General features: G+C 46.1%; 14 protein-coding genes. 9 read left to right on the forward strand and 5 right to left on the reverse strand.

The window, feature by feature from the left end; genetic code table 11:
• Positions 1-15: 15 nt before the first annotated feature.
• Entirely contained in the window at positions 16-687 is a 672-nt protein-coding gene (locus J2X75_RS17315; protein ID WP_017690193.1) for a 3'-5' exonuclease, read from the reverse strand.
• Between the two features lie 435 nt (positions 688-1,122).
• Here J2X75_RS17315 and J2X75_RS17320 point away from each other — a divergent pair, with 435 nt between their 5' ends.
• Positions 1,123-3,069, forward strand: coding sequence for an FAD-dependent oxidoreductase (locus J2X75_RS17320; protein ID WP_310338208.1), 1,947 nt, complete (start codon positions 1,123-1,125; stop codon positions 3,067-3,069).
• A 367-nt stretch (positions 3,070-3,436) separates the two neighbouring features.
• On the forward strand, positions 3,437-5,221 hold the full coding sequence (locus J2X75_RS17325; protein WP_310338211.1) for a proline--tRNA ligase: 1,785 nt from the start codon (positions 3,437-3,439) through the stop codon (positions 5,219-5,221).
• 828 nt (positions 5,222-6,049) lie between these two features.
• Here J2X75_RS17325 and J2X75_RS17330 read toward each other — a convergent pair.
• The 3 genes from J2X75_RS17330 to J2X75_RS17340 form a co-directional block, all read right to left on the reverse strand.
• Positions 6,050-7,852 carry a 5'-nucleotidase C-terminal domain-containing protein gene (locus tag J2X75_RS17330; RefSeq protein WP_310338214.1) on the reverse strand — a complete coding sequence of 601 codons (1,803 nt, stop codon included), beginning with the start codon at positions 7,850-7,852 and terminating at the stop codon, positions 6,050-6,052.
• Positions 7,853-8,024: 172 nt separating this feature from the next.
• Positions 8,025-8,441 (reverse strand): ImmA/IrrE family metallo-endopeptidase, encoded by a 417-nt coding sequence (locus J2X75_RS17335; protein WP_310338217.1) that lies wholly within the window; start codon positions 8,439-8,441, stop codon positions 8,025-8,027.
• Between the two features lie 42 nt (positions 8,442-8,483).
• The gene (locus tag J2X75_RS17340) at positions 8,484-8,927 is read right to left on the reverse strand and encodes a helix-turn-helix domain-containing protein (RefSeq protein ID WP_310338539.1); all 444 of its coding nucleotides are present in this window, start codon (positions 8,925-8,927) and stop codon (positions 8,484-8,486) included.
• Positions 8,928-9,671: 744 nt separating this feature from the next.
• Here J2X75_RS17340 and J2X75_RS17345 point away from each other — a divergent pair.
• From J2X75_RS17345 to J2X75_RS17375, 7 genes are all read left to right on the forward strand, one after another.
• Complete coding sequence (locus J2X75_RS17345) at positions 9,672-10,154, forward strand: ArpU family phage packaging/lysis transcriptional regulator (RefSeq protein WP_310338220.1); 483 nt, start codon at positions 9,672-9,674, stop codon at positions 10,152-10,154.
• A 55-nt stretch (positions 10,155-10,209) separates the two neighbouring features.
• Positions 10,210-11,922, forward strand: a complete 1,713-nt coding sequence (locus J2X75_RS17350; RefSeq protein ID WP_310338222.1) for a GAF domain-containing sensor histidine kinase — start codon at positions 10,210-10,212, stop codon at positions 11,920-11,922.
• Positions 11,923-11,940: 18 nt separating this feature from the next.
• Complete coding sequence (locus J2X75_RS17355) at positions 11,941-12,675, forward strand: response regulator (RefSeq protein ID WP_310338225.1); 735 nt, start codon at positions 11,941-11,943, stop codon at positions 12,673-12,675.
• Positions 12,676-12,862: 187 nt separating this feature from the next.
• Positions 12,863-13,438: an NADPH-dependent FMN reductase gene (locus tag J2X75_RS17360; RefSeq protein ID WP_036611439.1), complete on the forward strand. Its 576-nt coding sequence runs from the start codon at positions 12,863-12,865 to the stop codon at positions 13,436-13,438.
• Between the two features lie 44 nt (positions 13,439-13,482).
• Positions 13,483-13,944 (forward strand): VOC family protein, encoded by a 462-nt coding sequence (locus J2X75_RS17365; protein WP_310338229.1) that lies wholly within the window; start codon positions 13,483-13,485, stop codon positions 13,942-13,944.
• Positions 13,941-14,576, forward strand: coding sequence for a VOC family protein (locus J2X75_RS17370; RefSeq protein ID WP_310338232.1), 636 nt, complete (start codon positions 13,941-13,943; stop codon positions 14,574-14,576). The genes J2X75_RS17365 and J2X75_RS17370 overlap by 4 nt, the downstream gene beginning before the upstream one ends.
• 121 nt (positions 14,577-14,697) lie before the next feature.
• A complete protein-coding gene (locus J2X75_RS17375) occupies positions 14,698-15,657 on the forward strand; it encodes a hypothetical protein (protein WP_310338235.1) in 960 nt (319 codons plus the stop codon).
• Between the two features lie 99 nt (positions 15,658-15,756).
• Here the strand turns inward: J2X75_RS17375 and J2X75_RS17380 are convergent, their stop codons facing one another.
• The gene (locus J2X75_RS17380) at positions 15,757-16,239 is read right to left on the reverse strand and encodes a hypothetical protein (RefSeq protein ID WP_091015510.1); all 483 of its coding nucleotides are present in this window, start codon (positions 16,237-16,239) and stop codon (positions 15,757-15,759) included.
• Positions 16,240-16,340: the final 101 nt, after the last annotated feature.

A 16,340-nucleotide genomic window follows, 5' to 3' on the forward strand; every position in this document is an offset into this window, starting at 1 on the left:
CTGTGCTGTTGACGGTTACTCTTTGGTTTTGAAAAGGCTTGCCAGATTGCCAAAAGGGGATTCTTTCTCTTCATCTTCTGTGGAGCTGGAATAGACAACCTTGGATGTAATGCCCTCATCATCGGCTGCACAGTTGTTTTCAAGAGTGAATCGGTCAAATTGATGCATAAACACCTTGGCTGTATTAATGGCATCATCCAAGGCACGGTGCTGGGTACCATCAAATTCAATTCCGCAGATTTCAAGAGCCTGAGCGAGTCCGAGTTGGCGGAACTTGCCTTCTTTACGAACGGTGCGGGACCATTGTTGCTGGAGATCGTTATGATTGGTGATCCAGGCCACATCAAGTTGATGGGTGCGACAATGAGAGATCAGTTTGCTGCGGTCATCGGGTCCCCAGGAACACATGTAATAGGGGTCACTTCCCATCCAGGCAATGAATTGGTTCAATGCTGCCGGAAAAAGAGGGGCTGCATCAATATCTTTCTGTGTGATACCTGTAAACTGAATCGTGTCAGTGGACAGAACAGACTTATTGGAAGGACGAACATACGTATGGAACGTATCCGTTACAACCAATCCATCCGCACTTTCCGTAACTTTGACGGCACCAATATCAATAATTTCAGAAGAATAGCGAGTATTGCGGCTTACCGTGAATTCAAGATCATATATGATATATGGCATAGGACAAGCTCCTTTATCGATTAATACCTGTGATAGATTTCTATTTCTCTATATTACAGGGAACGTGCTGCCATGTCAGCCATCGCTAGAGAATTCATTGTAGTCAGGATGAACGAACAGTCTGAGTGTTTAATGATCTTTCTGATGCATTTCCGGTTTTGGTAAGTCTTTACTTCGCAAAAAGTGGTCGTTATAATGAGGAAAGTTAGGGACTTTCCTATATTTTGTTTGTATTTATGGCAACATAAAAGTAGAATTTTCCGTCTTATTATCAAAACTTCCTAACACCGTTTGAAGTGTTGGGGAGTTTTTTTATTGTTTATAGCATACTCGTGTAGGAAAGGAGAAAAAGTTAGTTGGTTGTTGCTATAACATAGGAAAACTACTCACGAGTTAGTATGATTGAATTTAAAGTACATATGGAGGTTTGTGTCTTTGATTAGTAGAAAATTGAAAATAACAGCAATTACAGCCAGTGTGTTTATTGTTTTAATGAGCGCTGCATATGGTGCATTTTATATTTGGAACAAGAATTATAAATTTAATAATAATTATGTATGGCAGCCTTTGGAGGAAGTGCAATCTACACTAAACCTGAAAGATTCCTATAACGTTATTGTAGCTGGAACGGATCCGGAAGGTATTACTGCTGCCTTATCGGCTGCTCGTAACGGGATGCGTGTATTGCTGGTGGAAGCAAGAGATCGCAACATGTTGGGAGGATTGTTGACCGAGGGAGGCCTTAATACGCTGGATTTAAATTATTCCCCTGAACAACCGCAGTTATTGAGTAGTTTGCGGCAGCCTGACTTTTTGAACAAAGGCATTTTCCAGGAATGGTTTGACCAGATCGAGGGTAGTTCATTTGATACCAATACTGCGGCTAACATTTTCTATCGGATGGTTCGTTCTGAACCTAATATTGACCTGTTGATGAATGCTAAGGAATTAGTTCCCCTTACTGAACAATCTACGGGAGATCACACGACAATAACGGGTATGAACATAACTAAAGAAGATGGAACAACTGTTCAGGTCTCAACCCGCTCCATCATTGATGCAACGCAAGATGCGGATATTGCAGCCGCTGCAGGAGTTCCATATTCCATAGGTAGACAAGATATTGGAGACGGTAAATCCAAAATGGTCTCTACGCTTGTATTCAAGCTAAGCGGTGTTACTGATAAGGTATGGCAAAAGTTTAGGGAAAGAGAGGGAACCGGGGTTGATAAGATGAGTGCTTGGGGGTACGGTGATGCTAGAAAATATGAATCCTCCAATCCACAACATATTAAGATTCGAAGTCTGAATATCGGAAGACAAAATGATGATACAATCTTGATTAATACGATGCAAATCTTTGGGGTAGATCCGTTAGATCCGATATCTGTGAAAAAAGGTCTGGAAATCGGGCGTAAAGAAGCCCCACTAATTGTTGATTTTCTGAAGAAAAATTATGATGAATTTGCAGGGCTACAATATGCTGGAACAGCAGACGAGCTTTACGTCAGGGAGTCACGTCATATCTATGGCGAGTACCGATTAACATTAGCTGATGTCATGGAAAATCGTGATCATTGGGATGCCATTGGATACGGCTCATACGATATTGATATTCAGAGCACGAGTGTTGGAAATCCCGGCACGATTATGTTGAGTCCGATTCAATATGGTGTACCCTTTCGCTCGCTTGTACCGCTAAAGGTTGATGGTTTACTCGTCGTTGGACGTGCAGCAAGTTTTGATACAATCCCACACGGTAGTGCAAGAGTTGTCCCACTGGGAATGGCAGAGGGAGAAGCAGCAGGAGCGGCGGTCAAGCTGGCATATATCCATAAGGAGTCCTTCCGCGAACTCTCAACTTCCGAAGAGCGAGCATCTGAACTACGTAAGATGCTGGAGAATCAGGGTATGGATCTGAAAGTTCATCGTTTCGAGCAGCCTGATTATATGGAGCATAAGGATTACAAGGGATTGCTGGCTGCAGCGAGTATGTATATGACTTCAGGCAATTATAATAACGATGGTTGGGAACTGGATAAAGGAATGAATCCAGAACGATTTTTAAGTAAATTGAAAAGAATGCAAGCGATGTTTCCAGAAGCTTACTCAGGCAGTGCCGACCAAGCTCTAGCAAATATGGAGAATGCCGTAACCCTACCTTTAACGTTGGATCAGGCTGCGTATATGTTATGTCTGGCAATGGGATCTTCAGAAACGGAAACTTCACTTGAACAGGCACTTGCTCAATTACAAACGCAAAACTTTATAAGTGCCAACACGCTTGCTGGCATTGCTGACAAGAACAATCTTACAAATGGGGATGCGTTTATGCTCATTCGTGATGTAGTGGAGTATTATTCTGGAGTTGTATTCGACTAATTGGTTGACAATTACTTGTAAATGAACTAATGTGGTCAAAAATGATAACAGCGTTATAACGAGGACATGATTGTGCAAGCCAGCTTCAACAGAGAGGGAACAGTGTGCTGCAAGGTTCCTGTAGCTGCTTCATAATTCCTACCTCGCGAGCTGCGGAAGAGAATGCCCATACAGGGTTGCAACCTCCGCCGGCAGGGCCCGTTATGCCCCGTAGGACTGCATGTTACAGATCGCATAGGTTGCGAACGGATTAATTTGCAGTTAAATAAGGGTGGTACCACGACACATTCGTCCCTTGACGGATGTGTCTTTTTGCTGTTTATGCGCCGTATTTGATAACAAAAAGGAAGATTAGGAGTGTGTTCAGATGCGTCAAAGTGAAATGCTTGTTCCAACATTACGTGAAGCGCCAGCGGAGGCAGATGCAGCAGGACATCGCTGGTTACTGCGTTCCGGCATGATTCGCCAACTGGCAGCAGGGATCTACAGTTACCTGCCCCTTGGACGGCGTATATTGTTAAATGTTGAACGGATCGTTCGTGAAGAGATGGATCGTGCCGGGTGTCAGGAAGTGTTGCTGCCGATTATGCAGCCTGCGGAGTTGTGGGAAGAATCCGGAAGATACACACAGTATGGTCCCGAATTGATGCGTCTGAAGGATCGTCATGCACGGGAATTTGCTCTTGGACCAACACATGAGGAAGTCGTAACCGCTTTAGCGCGGGACGAGGTGAGTTCGTATCGTAAGCTGCCATTCACCCTGTACCAGATCGGAACCAAGTTCCGGGATGAACGCCGTCCTCGATTTGGATTGCTGCGTGGACGAGAGTTCATCATGAAGGATGCGTACTCTTTTGCTTCGGACTGGGAAGAGCTTGATCGGACTTATCAGGCGATGAACACGGCGTATAGTCGCATTCTGGAGCGTTGTGGTCTGGACTATATCCGTGTTGAGGCTGACGCAGGAACGATTGGCGGTCAAGGGGAAACACATGAGTTCATGGCTCTTGCTGATGTGGGTGAGGACACGATTGTAACCTGCAAACATTGTGGATATGCTGCAAATCTGGAGAAAGCAGATTATCAGACTTCTGGAGATATTGAGAAAAAAGAAGGAAGTTTGGAAGTTCCAGCCGACTCTGCGAGTGCAGACTCCGCGCTTCAAACGGATGAACATTCAGGAGCGGAAAAGGTAGTACGCATCTCCACACCTGGCGTTCGTACGATCGCAGAGTTAAGTTCCTTTGTTGGCGAAGGGGCTGAACATATGATCAAAACGCTGCTTTATGTGGCGGATGGTCAGCTCGTCGCTGCGCTTGTGCGTGGAGATCATGAACTGAATGACATCGCATTGAAGCAGGTGTTGGGGGCAGAGGAACTGATCCTTGCAGACGATGCAGCCATTGCGGCACATCCAAATCTGAAGGTAGGATTCCTGGGTCCGATTGGACTAAATCTGCCGATGGTGGTGGACGCTGACGTGGCAGTGATGAAGAGTGCAATTACAGGAGCCAATGAAGTGGATGTGCATGTTTCCGGCGTACGCCCAGGCTTTGATTTTGCATTGGAGCGAGTAGAACGAATCCGTTTTGCTGCGGAAGGGGATGCTTGTCCAACATGTGGATCACCACTTGTGTTTACCAAAGGTATTGAGGTTGGACATATTTTCAAATTGGGAACGAAATATAGTGATGCCATGGGCGCTTCATTCCTGGATCGTAATGGTCGCCAATGCGCGCCAGTCATGGGATGTTACGGCATTGGCGTATCCCGCCTGATGGCTGCGATAGCTGAACAATATGCAGGAGATGAAGGCATAAGATGGCCTGCCGCTGTTGCGCCTTATGATGTGCATCTGATTACAGTAAGTTGGAAGGATGAGCAGCAGCGTCAGCTCACTCTCGAACTGGAACAACAATTGATCGATGGCGGTTACACGGTATTGGTTGATGACCGAGATGAACGTCCGGGTGTGAAATTCAAGGATGCGGAGCTGATCGGATTGCCTGTGCAGATCGTTATTGGCCGAGGAGCAGCAGAAGGACAGGTCGAACTGGGATCACACGCACTTGCAGCATCAGGTGAATTGAAACGAATCGCTTTGACGGCACAGGAAGCTGTGCTTTATGTGAAGGAACAGCTCACTTTCTAAATAAGTTGAACTAATCATTTACACAGAGACGGAGAGGACAGAAAAAACCTGAAAAAGCGAAGCGTTCGCCTAAAAGCTTTCTGAAAGAAAGCTGCATCGGAAGCATACGCTATCACCGGATTTTTCCCTTGAGAAAAGGGAATTAAAAAAATTTGGGGATAACAGCGATTGGAAGGTTATTCTGTCATCGGAGTGTACGTGTGAACATATCTTTAGTTCAACTTATATAGATCAAGGGGAATCGCTAATTATATGAGTTTATATAATAGTACCGAATATGATGCGGTAGATGATTTTGATTGCTGAAATTCCAATGTGAGCATGAAAAAGAGGGCTATAGGCATGCAATTTGGTAGGGTTTTATGAGTGATATCATACGAAATAACTATATTTGGACATATGTATTTAGTATACAAATGATTTTATGATTAAGGAATTGAAGATGATCATACGCAGGCGGATTTATGTGCAAGTATGCAATTTTGAGAAGATAGAGATGTCGAAATTAAATGTACAATAACCGCATGAGCACGGTCATTCCGGAGAGTTTTTATATAGTTCGGTGTCGAAGGCACATGATAAAGTTGGTCCGTAAAGGCCTGGCTGGGATTTATTTTTGCCTCAGATGATTGTCAGAATCAGCAGGATATGTCCACAGGAAATGTTCAAGTATCTGATGTGGTTTGATGTTTAAGAACGGAGATACAAAAGGGTGTCCCCTTAACCAGTAATCTGGCCTGAGGGACACCCTTTTTGTTATGACAAGATAGATCCGTATGTTGATGCACTATAAGCGGTCATGCCTATATGCACTTTGCTTTGCTTAGCTTAAGAAGCTGCGGGCAATTTCAATTGTTGACCTGGATAAATCCAGTGTGGATTTTTGATATTGTTCAGCTTTTGCAATGCCTGCCAAGTTGTGCCGTATTGTTTGGAGATAGAGTACAGGGAATCTCCGGATTTCACAACATGCAGTTTAGCTGGAGCAGGTTTGCTTGGCGTCGGTTTAGACGGTTTTTCCGGTTTTGGTGTTTCTGGTTTTGGCTTGGTTGGAGCTGGTGTTTCTGTTGCCGGAGTTTCCGGCTCTACTGCAGGTTTTTTCGCTTCACTGATCCGACCATCTGTTTTGATGTCTACAGCGCCAAGCTTCTGCATGTAATTGATCAATGCTTCGTCCAGCGCGCCATACATACCCGTAGTTGGATATTTGGCAAACATGGTGTATTCGTCACCACCAACAGCTGTGAAATCATTGGTTGCCAGTGTATACGTTGCTTCCGGATCAAGGGCTTTATCGCCCACGGTTACGGAATGTACACGGCTACCTTCAGCAGCGGAAGCGTCGATTTTGAACTTGATTCCAGATACTTGCGGGAATCCACCGCTTGGTTCCGGATAGGAGGCTACACCGACTTCAAGGGCTGCCAGGATATCGGACCCTTTCACTTCAAGGGTTACCACTTGATTACCAAAAGGAAGCACTGTGATAACATCACCTTTAGTTACGATCCCTTTTTCGATGGAAGCACGGATACCACCACCGTTAGTCAATGCGATGTCGGCTTTGCTGACATCACGAATGGCATCTGCAAGGAGGTCACCCAGGTTGGTTTCACCTGCACGTACCTGCTCACGTTTACCATCCAGCAGAATGGCTGTATTGGCTACTTCTTCTTTCAAAATAGGCTCTTGTTCTTTTTGAATGGAGTTCACGAGAGCCGCGACTTTCTCATTCGGTTTGATGTCTTTTGCTTCAGTTTCATCAATTAATGTTGCTTGTTTCTTCGTTACTTTACCACCGTCTACCCACAGATCAATGACACCGACGTAGTTAGTGTATTCTCCTGCACTTGCGATCAATGTTCCGTTATCGGATACAAGACCGTCCTGCAGTATTGTGTGGCTGTGACCATCAATGAATATATCGATGCCAGGAACTTCTTTAACTACTTTTAAACTAGTATCCGTGCTGGACGCGTCTTGTCCAAGGTGTCCCAATACCACAACAACATCTACTTTGCTGCGGATTTCGTTTACCAGAACTTTGGCTTCCGCAGATGGATCTGTAATATCAAGACCTTCTACGTTTTTGGGATTCGTTTTGTACAACGTTTCCGGTGTTGTCAAAGCGATGATACCAATTTTCACGCCATCTACCTCTTTAATGAGGTAAGGATCGAAGAGACGTGTTCCGTCTTTTTTCTTCACATTGGCACTCAGCATGGGGAAGTTCATCATGTCTGCCAGTTCGATCAGACGATCCGAACCGTAGTTGAATTCGTGGTTACCCGGTACGATGGCTTGGTATCCCATTTCATTCATGACTTTCACGATGCTCTCACCATTAACGAGAGTGGCAAAAGTTGTACCATGCACAGCATCTCCAGCATCAAGCAAGAGTGTGTTCGGGTTTTCGCTACGATATTTGTCAGCGATTCCAGCTACTTTGGCAAAACCCATAGCAGGTGAAGATTCAACTGCACGGGCATGCGTATCATTCGTATGTAGAATGGTAATGTGTTTGCCTGTGCCCGGAGTGGTGGTATCCGTTGCAGCCGCGGCAATACCTACACTGCCAAACAGCAAACAGACCGTTAGCAGAAGTGAAACGTAATTCTTCCAGATTTTCATATGAATCCGAAACCTCCCCAATTAATAATCTACTTGAGTGTTTACACAGCTCACGTAGTATTTTAACAGACTATTATTAGGAAATCTCGCGAATTACGTAAAAATAAGTAACCTGAAAGTGACATGTAAATCTGCTATTGGAAAATATAATCTTTGTAAAGAACGTATGTTCTTAAAGGGTGTAAAAAAAATGCTGCGCTTCACGCGGCAGTCCGGTACGTAAACAAAATTTCTCCAAAGATTCATCCGGTTCAGGAATCACTCCGGAGGTTAGCAATTGAATGGCAAAACGATTGGCCTGTCTTTCCAGCTTTCCTGGAGCAAAATAGGAATGTTCCTCCAGAAAGAATCGATTAATCCCTTTATGAAGCCGGTCGTGTCCAAGCTCATGGGCACATACGAACCGCTGCCATTCCGGCGGCAAATCATTGTGTATGACGATGAACCTGCGCCGGAGCTTCCGAAAGTACAGTCCTTTGGTGGACTTCCCCAAATTGGTGAAACGAATCTGTATTCCAACCGCGCGGGCAATGCTGAAAGGGCAGTTGGTCCGGTGTTTTCGAATCAGCTTTGTTACGATGTCATCCATATGATCTCACCTGCTGCCTCATTAAATTCAGTGGGTCATGCCTCATGGGCGCTTGTCCGATTCTTCTGTCTTTTTGCGTTTGTTCATCTGTTTGGCTTCCCAGAACAGACCTGTCAGCACATCCTTGATTCGTTTCTTGTCATCTTCATCGAGTGGAATGCCGTCAAACATCAGATCATCATCGTCCTCCAACATCTTTTTGAAATCACGACGGTCTTTGTATGTAGCCCATTCCGGTACATCCTGAAGTTCAGTGGAACTCCCTGGTTCAATATAGCCAGCCTGTTTCATCATCTCTGTATAGGGCACCGAGAGTGCATCTGAAATCTTGCGGATGGTCGCTGGTTTCGGCACACCCCGGACCCCGTTCTCAATACGTGAAATCTGTGAGTTGCTTATTCCGGCTGCTTCGGCGAGCTGATTGATGCTGTATCCCTGTTGCTCGCGCAGTTGTTTCATATAAGGACCAAAAGCGTGCTCCACAATTATGCCAACTCCTTCGATTCGTACAAGTACTTGAGTTATAAAGAAGACAGTTGGATGGGGGAGGTAGATGTGCGTTCTATGCCCGTTCCGGATTCGGATCGTTCTTTTGATTGCTGTTATCCCCGGATTTCCTGTTTCCCTTTCCTAAAGGGTGAAATCCGTTGATAAAGGCGAACGCTTTGCTTCTTCAGAATCGATTCCGTCTCCTTCACTATGTATGCGCGTGATACACACCCAAGTCCCTTCCCGAAAAATCTCGGTGGCTTCTTTATAAAAATCAAATGACTTATACGGAAGTTCATTAATTAAACAGTACTATAACGTATATATACCATTAGGTAAAGAGATATGAAACAATTATGCCAAAAGGCATAGGAAATGAGAGCGAAGGTTTTATTTTATCGTCAAAACGAACCAAAATGAAGGTTTACTCCGATCTCCAGAAAGTGGTATCCTCAAATAGAAATACGAACACTATACGAACAAAATGTAACATTGCCACAGGTTGGAGTTTAAAAAATGACCCTTGAAGAAGGAAATTCCCCGGATTATACCGATTTGGAGTGATTCCAAAAGGCAACAGGGGGAAATTGGAGACATGTCGTTATTTATTTAGGAAACTGGACAACTCTATGAATAAGAGTGTTTTGCCATCGTGCAAAGTACGATTGCAAAACAACATGACGTGAACGATAGAGTGAGAGATATGAATGGAGTAAAGAACACTAAAGGAGGAAGATAAATATGGAATTGATGCTGCCCGAATTGGACCGACGCAAAACGCAAACGGCTGTTGAAGCTGCGCTGGAAAAATACCGAATCTATAAAACGATTGCATTTGAAGAACGAGAGGTTATGGTGACGGCAAGTTATGCCGAGCGTTTCCACGGTGCAACCAATGTGACGGGGGATTCCACGGCGAGAACGGCGATCTACAATGTGGACGTGCAGCGCGCGCGTCAGGCATATTGCGATACGATTGATTTTGTTGTATCCCGGCTGAGTGAAAAGGAACGTATACTCGTCTGTGAACGATATCTGAAAGACGATGATGTGTTTGACTATAAAGTGTATAATCATGTGTTTGATCCACCTGTCAGCAAGGATACGTACACGAAGATTCGTACACGTGCTTTCTACAAAATGGCACTGGCTCTGTCAGATCGAGGTCTGATTAATATGGAGCCTTTGTCTGTGTCCCGCAAAGAGCGACAGAAGCTGGGCTGAGTGAGCGATTGAAGAAGTTGATCCTTTAATATCCAAGGTGGATTGGTTACAATAGTTGAACAAACCACAGTTGGCATCAGCCAAAGGAGAGAAGTCTGCCATGTCGGAAGAAGTCGGAATGCAGGAAATGGTCACGTTGAAGACAATCGCGGAAACGCTCAATACCTCCAATGATCTGAACTTAATGCTGGATACCGTGGTCGGCAAATTACTGGAGTTGACCGGATTAACGGCAGGTTGGATGTTTCTGATTAATGAACGTGGAGACTATACCTGTGTTTCGGATTATAATCTGCCCCCGGCATTACTGCGTAAAGATAAGGAGCCAATGCGAACGGGGACCTGCTGGTGTGTGAACCGCTTTAAGGACGGTGAACTCAATCATGCGGTCAACATCATTAACTGTAAACGGCTGGAGGATGCGGTGGAATTCCAATGGGGAGATACCCATGATATTACCCACCATGCAACCGTCCCGTTAAGGTCAGGTGAGAAGATGCTCGGCCTGCTCAACGTGGCTGCGCCAGCCAAGGAACATTTCAGTGACAGTGAACTGGCGCTGTTACAGGGCGTGGCGTACCAGATTGGTAGTGCGGTAGAGCGGATGAGATTGTATCGCGCGGAGCAGCGACGAGCTGATCTGTATGCCAAGCTGGGGGAGTTCAGCACAGCCTTGGGTCTTGCAGTGAACGAATGCAGCAATTCTGATGCTTTTTCTTTAAAAGTTGTACAGCTGCTTGGGCAGCATTATGATTGGCCTTTTGCTACAATTATTCAGCAGAAAAACGGAATGTTCGTCTTGCAGGCAGCCTATGCGGATGATAAGGTTCGAACGTTATCAAGTACTCCGTTATCTTCAGAAGTGACGGGCCACATTAACCATGTAATTAATAGTCATCGTGCTACATCTCTGTCTGGGACAGAGATCGCTGAGATATTTACCTTGTGCAAGTCTGAACAGGTTATGAATTCCATTGCCTCGGGAATTGCGGCTCCCCTTCCATACCATACGCCAGGGGAAATGGGAATTCTGGTGATCGGAATAGGAACATCAGGTCCACTGCAGGCGGACCGTGAAGTGCTGGAGGCATTGGCCGAACATATTGCTGCCTCATGGGAGAGTCTGAAGCTGGCGGAGAATCGCCGCGAACTTGCACGAATGGAAGAGAGAAACCGTTTGGCTCGCGATCTGCATGATTCGGTTAATCAGATTTTATTTTCACTATCGTTAACTGCTAAAGGCGCGGAAAGTATGTTATCCGGCTCTGAGCAGTTGCACCCGGCAGCGGAAGCGATGAAGGATATTCGGGCTTTGTCTCAGGAGGCGCTCAAGGAAATGCGCGCATTGATTATGCAGCTCCGTCCCGCGGGACTGGAAGCAGGGCTGCTCCATGCGCTACAGGAATACGGCACCAGCCAGGGTCTTCAAGTGGTGATGAATCGGACGGGAATGAGGTCTTTACCGCGTAATATAGAAGAAGCATTGTGGCGAATCGGACAGGAAGCGCTGAATAATGTACGGAAACACGCGGATGTTCCTTCTGCTGAGGTCACCCTCAAGTTAAGTGATCATGAAGTGGTGCTCACCGTCACAGATCAGGGAAAAGGTGGTACGGAAAGGCCAAAAGCCTCGTCTGGAAGCTCCCTTGGCCTGTCCATTATGAAGGAACGGGCTCAATCGCTCGGGGGCAGCTTAGAAGTAGTGAGTTCTCCCCGCAAGGGAACAACAGTAACGGCAGTCATTCCACTTCCGTTCGAATCTGTATAAAGTCAGGGGGAAGAAGAGATGCCGATTACAATTTTGCTCGCAGATGATCATGCGATGGTGAGAAGAGGTTTGCACGTTTTTTTGACCACACAGCAAGACATGGAGGTTGTCGGTGAAGCATCGAACGGACAGGAAGCACTGGCGCAGGCGGAAGCGTTAAAACCTGACGTGGTATTAATGGATCTGCATATGCCGGTCATGGACGGAATTGAAACAGCCAGACGGCTGCGCACGTTATTGCCAGCAACGCGAATCATTGTGCTCACATCGTTTTCCGATCAGGATCATGTGGTTCCTGCTGTGCGTGCAGGGGTGAAAGGATATCTACTCAAGGATATTGAACCGGAGGATCTGGCTGTGGCCATTCGCAATGTGCATGCAGGTCAGGTAGAATTGCATCCCGCCGCAGCAGGTCAATTGATGCATGTGATGGCTTCATCCGATTGGTCTATAAATGAACAGCAACCACAGTATATACCGACAGATCAGTCAGCAGACAGTCAACATCAGGAGCCAAAGCAGGTTGGAAAATCAAATGAAACATCCCTTGGTGGTCCGGATATGCTCACTCGCCGTGAACAAGAGGTTCTGGGGCTGATTGCTCAAGGATTGAGCAACAAGGAAATTGCAGTCCAATTGGTCATCACCGAAAAAACGGTCAAAACCCATGTCAGTCATCTGCTCGACAAACTGGGGCTGGCGGATCGGACACAAGCGGCTCTTCATGCCGTAAGAAATGGCTGGGTCGTCTGACCAATTCCGACATATCTTCATACTTAAGTCGTATAAACTCAACCTAAAGGTTGAGTTTTTTGGTATTTCAAGTTAAGTCTATCTGCTGACGATTTGGATGCAAAAGAAAGGTAAGATAAGAGTAGAAATAACAGATCGGTTGAAACATGAGAGTTTGAATTATTAAAAACCAAGGAGAGTGACATGAATGAATATTGTTATTTTGGCAGGAAGCAATCGGAACAATGCAACCAGTACACGTCTGGGAGAGTATGCTGTGGAGATTATTCGAGGTCAGGGACATCAGGCCAGCCTGTTTGATCTGTATCAGACACCACTTCCATTCTACGCGCCAGATGAAAAACAAGCGGATCATGAACATCTGGCAGACCTGAATACACGTATGCTCGCGGCTGATGCAATCATCCTGTCTACACCAGAGTATCACGGCAGTATTAGCGGTGTGCTCAAAAATGCACTGGACCACCTGAGTCAGGCTCATTTCAGCGGCAAGCCCGTCCTGTCCATCAGCTCCTCTGGCGGAGCGGTGGGGGTAAGTTCGCTTTTACAACTGCAAGCGATTGTTCGCAATCTGCATGGTATCAATGCCCAAGAGTGGATATCTATTGGGGGTGCGCAGCGCAGACGATTCGAAGCGACATTTGACGGATACGAGGAGTACGAAGGCAGTCAGGATATAGAGGACCGGGTGCAGCGGGTCATTGGATCGTTTTTAAATCTGGCCCAGACGTTAACGAATGCGCGGAATTCAACCATGAGTTGAGAACGAAGGAAGATGAAAAATCGGAAAAGGAAAAGAGGTTGAGCATGATGATTACAGGCATATTTGAAACACATCTAAACGTGACGGATCTGGAGAGATCCCATCACTTCTATGAAACGGTCCTTGGTTTACCTCATGCCTACGGGCAGAAAGAACGTGGAAACTCCTTCTACTGGATTGGTGGAAAAGGCAATGCCATGCTGGGATTGTGGCAAAAGGATCCTTCCGAGGTGAAACGTCAGCACTTTGCTTTTCATGTATCTCTGGAGGATATGAAACATGCGGTGGCTCACCTGGAGAACAAAGGAATCAAGACACAGAACTTCTTGAATGATGATATCGGAGAACTGTACGTCTTCGGCTGGATGCCTGCGGTATCTGTATATTTTAACGATCCGGATGGTCATTTGCTTGAATTCATCGCCATGCTCCCGGATGAAGCGAAGCCTGAACTTGGCATGGTGCCGTGGAGTCAGTGGGAGGAGATGCAGGAGAAGAACATATGATGATTGAAGAATTACGGTTATATACAACACGGCTGGAGGACCTCAAGCAATTTTATAGCGTTACGTTGGGAATGGAGGTGTCCAATGCGACGGATCAGGCCTTCAACCTGCAGGTTGGAAGGACAAAGATGATTTTCAAACCGTGTGAAACAGATCGTGAGCCCTTTTATCATGTGGCTTGGTCGATTCCGACGAATCGGTTCAAGGAAGCGAAGCAGTGGGCTGCATCACGTGTTGTTTTAAGCAGACAAGGAGATCGGGATGAGACGTACTCTACTAACTGGAACTCTCATTCTCTCTATTTCGAAGATCCGGCAGGCAATATTATCGAGTTGATTGCTCATCATCGTATTCAAAACGAGAGTGACCATGACTTCTCGACTCAAGATATATTACAGGTGTGTGAGATTGGCCTAGTGACGGAGGATGTTCTGTCTACGGTGAATGAGCTTCAGCGGATTGGACTCTCGCGCTGGGGTGAGGTTAGTGATACCTTTGCTCCTGTAGGAGATGTACATGGTTTATTTATTGTGGTGAAGAAGGATCGGACGTGGTTTTTCTCTACGCAAAAAGCAGAGATTTATCCGCTGGAAGTATCCATCCGTGGGGTGGGCAAGCTTCGAATTGGCTAAACTTTGCATTCCGGGGCAAAACGGGCATATGTGGAGCATTTCCATCATGTTATAGAAGTAAACGCTTTATTTATTCATTCCAAGGTAGTTTCTCTGATGGGCTTACATATGATGAAGGGTGGTGGCAAGCTTGGATCGACGTTTGTTGGAAGATGGACTAGCGATTATCGTTTCCAGTCGGGAACGTACAGGAGATCTGTGGCACGCCCATTATGGGGCGGGTGCGATTGCGGCATATTTTTGGGTACGGGAAAATCGTCTCACTGCCCTTGCCGCCGGCAGTGTTACGGCCGAAGCAAAAGCCATGCTTCGCCAGCATGGAATCAGCCCTGGTCAGACCTCTCCGGTTGGTGAAATGATGCCCAGGGAAGATGCCGAAGCGCGTATTACGGACGCATTGGATCGAACGATTGGAGAGCTGCACTGGGTTGGACACCAGGCCATCTACGGGGCAATCAGCCTGAAAGCCATTCGTGAACTGGATGGATGGGGTACTGCGGAGGATATTGGTCGGCTGGTTGAACTGATCGATTCATTCGATCGAACCATCCCGGGAAGATCCTGGATGAACACAACGATGAAAGAAATTCGCAGTCTTAAGCCGGAAAAAAGCGATGGTTTCCCAGAGATTGAAGATCCAGTTCAGTTGTCACGTCTGATTCTGGATGAGCTTGGTGCGTTCCAGACCATATATCACGCGGAAGCGCATCATGACCTGATTGGTCATATGCTCACCTACGGACATGCGCTTAACATATTATATGAACTGGGTTATCCGGCATTATTCCACAAAGGCATTCCGCCTTTCCTTACCATGGTGAAGGCACTACGCTTAAGCCGAGATGTGGATATTGAACAGGAGATGCCGACATTGCAATCACCCGTAGACCTGCTGCCACTGGAACGAGCGGAACGATCAGTGGCGCTACCTCATGAATTGGAATATTGGCTCACCGACAGACGTTCCCGTGACTGGAACGGAGGTCATGTATTTAAATTCCCGTTCAGCTTCTATCATCATGCCAAGAACGGGGAGCCTGTACCGGAAACATGGGAGAACTTTCGTTATATCATCGCGTGAGATAAAACATACATTTCAGAAGGGGTGTCCGTCATGACGGACACCCCTTATAGGCATTATTCTGGTCTACCGAATTGTGGGCTCCTGTACTGTACCTGTTTAACGGGGCCAAATTTCAAGGATAAAAAGGATCAGCATGACTCTGGACACCAGCATGTATGGTGATTTTCGTACGGGCTGACGCGCTGCCCATATTCCCCAGGAACTCATAAGTGCAATACTCCCCCAGAACATCCATAAAGAGATGCCTTCGGGTGTAAATAGAAAGGACAGCTTGGGCAGTCCCCTGTTGCCAGCCCCAAGAAGGACAGTGGTCATATAGACGAGGACAAGGAAAAACAACTCAAAGAGCAGGGTTTGCAGCCAGAAATAATAGATGTTGAACACTCGTAGCATGATGACTGTGATCAGGATAAACAGGATACCAACGGATAAGAATGTTGCCGCGGTCCATCCAATGAGAGATGTTGTTATAACATCTGTTTCCTGATATAAGATGTACATCGCCAACGCATACATAGCGGGGCCCGCCATATAACTGGTGACAGCAATCCAAAGATAGAAGAAATACCTCTTTTTCATGGTCATATCCATCCTTTATTGTTCGTAGGATTTGAAAGCTACTTATGTCATATAAACATCATCAGGATGGGTTTGGTTGGACTACCGATAGGAGTTTCTCG

The organism is Paenibacillus sp. 2003, from assembly GCF_031455635.1.
Classification (GTDB): domain Bacteria; phylum Bacillota; class Bacilli; order Paenibacillales; family Paenibacillaceae; genus Paenibacillus; species Paenibacillus amylolyticus_B.

Excerpts from the sequence above, each read along its gene's own strand:
- J2X75_RS17330 (WP_310338214.1), bottom strand. The coding sequence starts at position 7,852 with ATGAAAATCTGGAAGAATTACGTTTCACTTCTGCTAACGGTCTGTTTG.
- J2X75_RS17365 (WP_310338229.1), top strand. The coding sequence starts at position 13,483 with ATGATGATTACAGGCATATTTGAAACACATCTAAACGTGACGGATCTG.
- J2X75_RS17335 (WP_310338217.1), bottom strand. The coding sequence starts at position 8,441 with ATGGATGACATCGTAACAAAGCTGATTCGAAAACACCGGACCAACTGC.
- J2X75_RS17345 (WP_310338220.1), top strand. The coding sequence starts at position 9,672 with ATGGAATTGATGCTGCCCGAATTGGACCGACGCAAAACGCAAACGGCT.
- J2X75_RS17360 (WP_036611439.1), top strand. The coding sequence starts at position 12,863 with ATGAATATTGTTATTTTGGCAGGAAGCAATCGGAACAATGCAACCAGT.
- J2X75_RS17325 (WP_310338211.1), top strand. The coding sequence starts at position 3,437 with ATGCGTCAAAGTGAAATGCTTGTTCCAACATTACGTGAAGCGCCAGCG.
- J2X75_RS17370 (WP_310338232.1), top strand. The coding sequence starts at position 13,941 with ATGATGATTGAAGAATTACGGTTATATACAACACGGCTGGAGGACCTC.
- J2X75_RS17315 (WP_017690193.1), bottom strand. The coding sequence starts at position 687 with ATGCCATATATCATATATGATCTTGAATTCACGGTAAGCCGCAATACT.
- J2X75_RS17355 (WP_310338225.1), top strand. The coding sequence starts at position 11,941 with ATGCCGATTACAATTTTGCTCGCAGATGATCATGCGATGGTGAGAAGA.
- J2X75_RS17380 (WP_091015510.1), bottom strand. The coding sequence starts at position 16,239 with ATGAAAAAGAGGTATTTCTTCTATCTTTGGATTGCTGTCACCAGTTAT.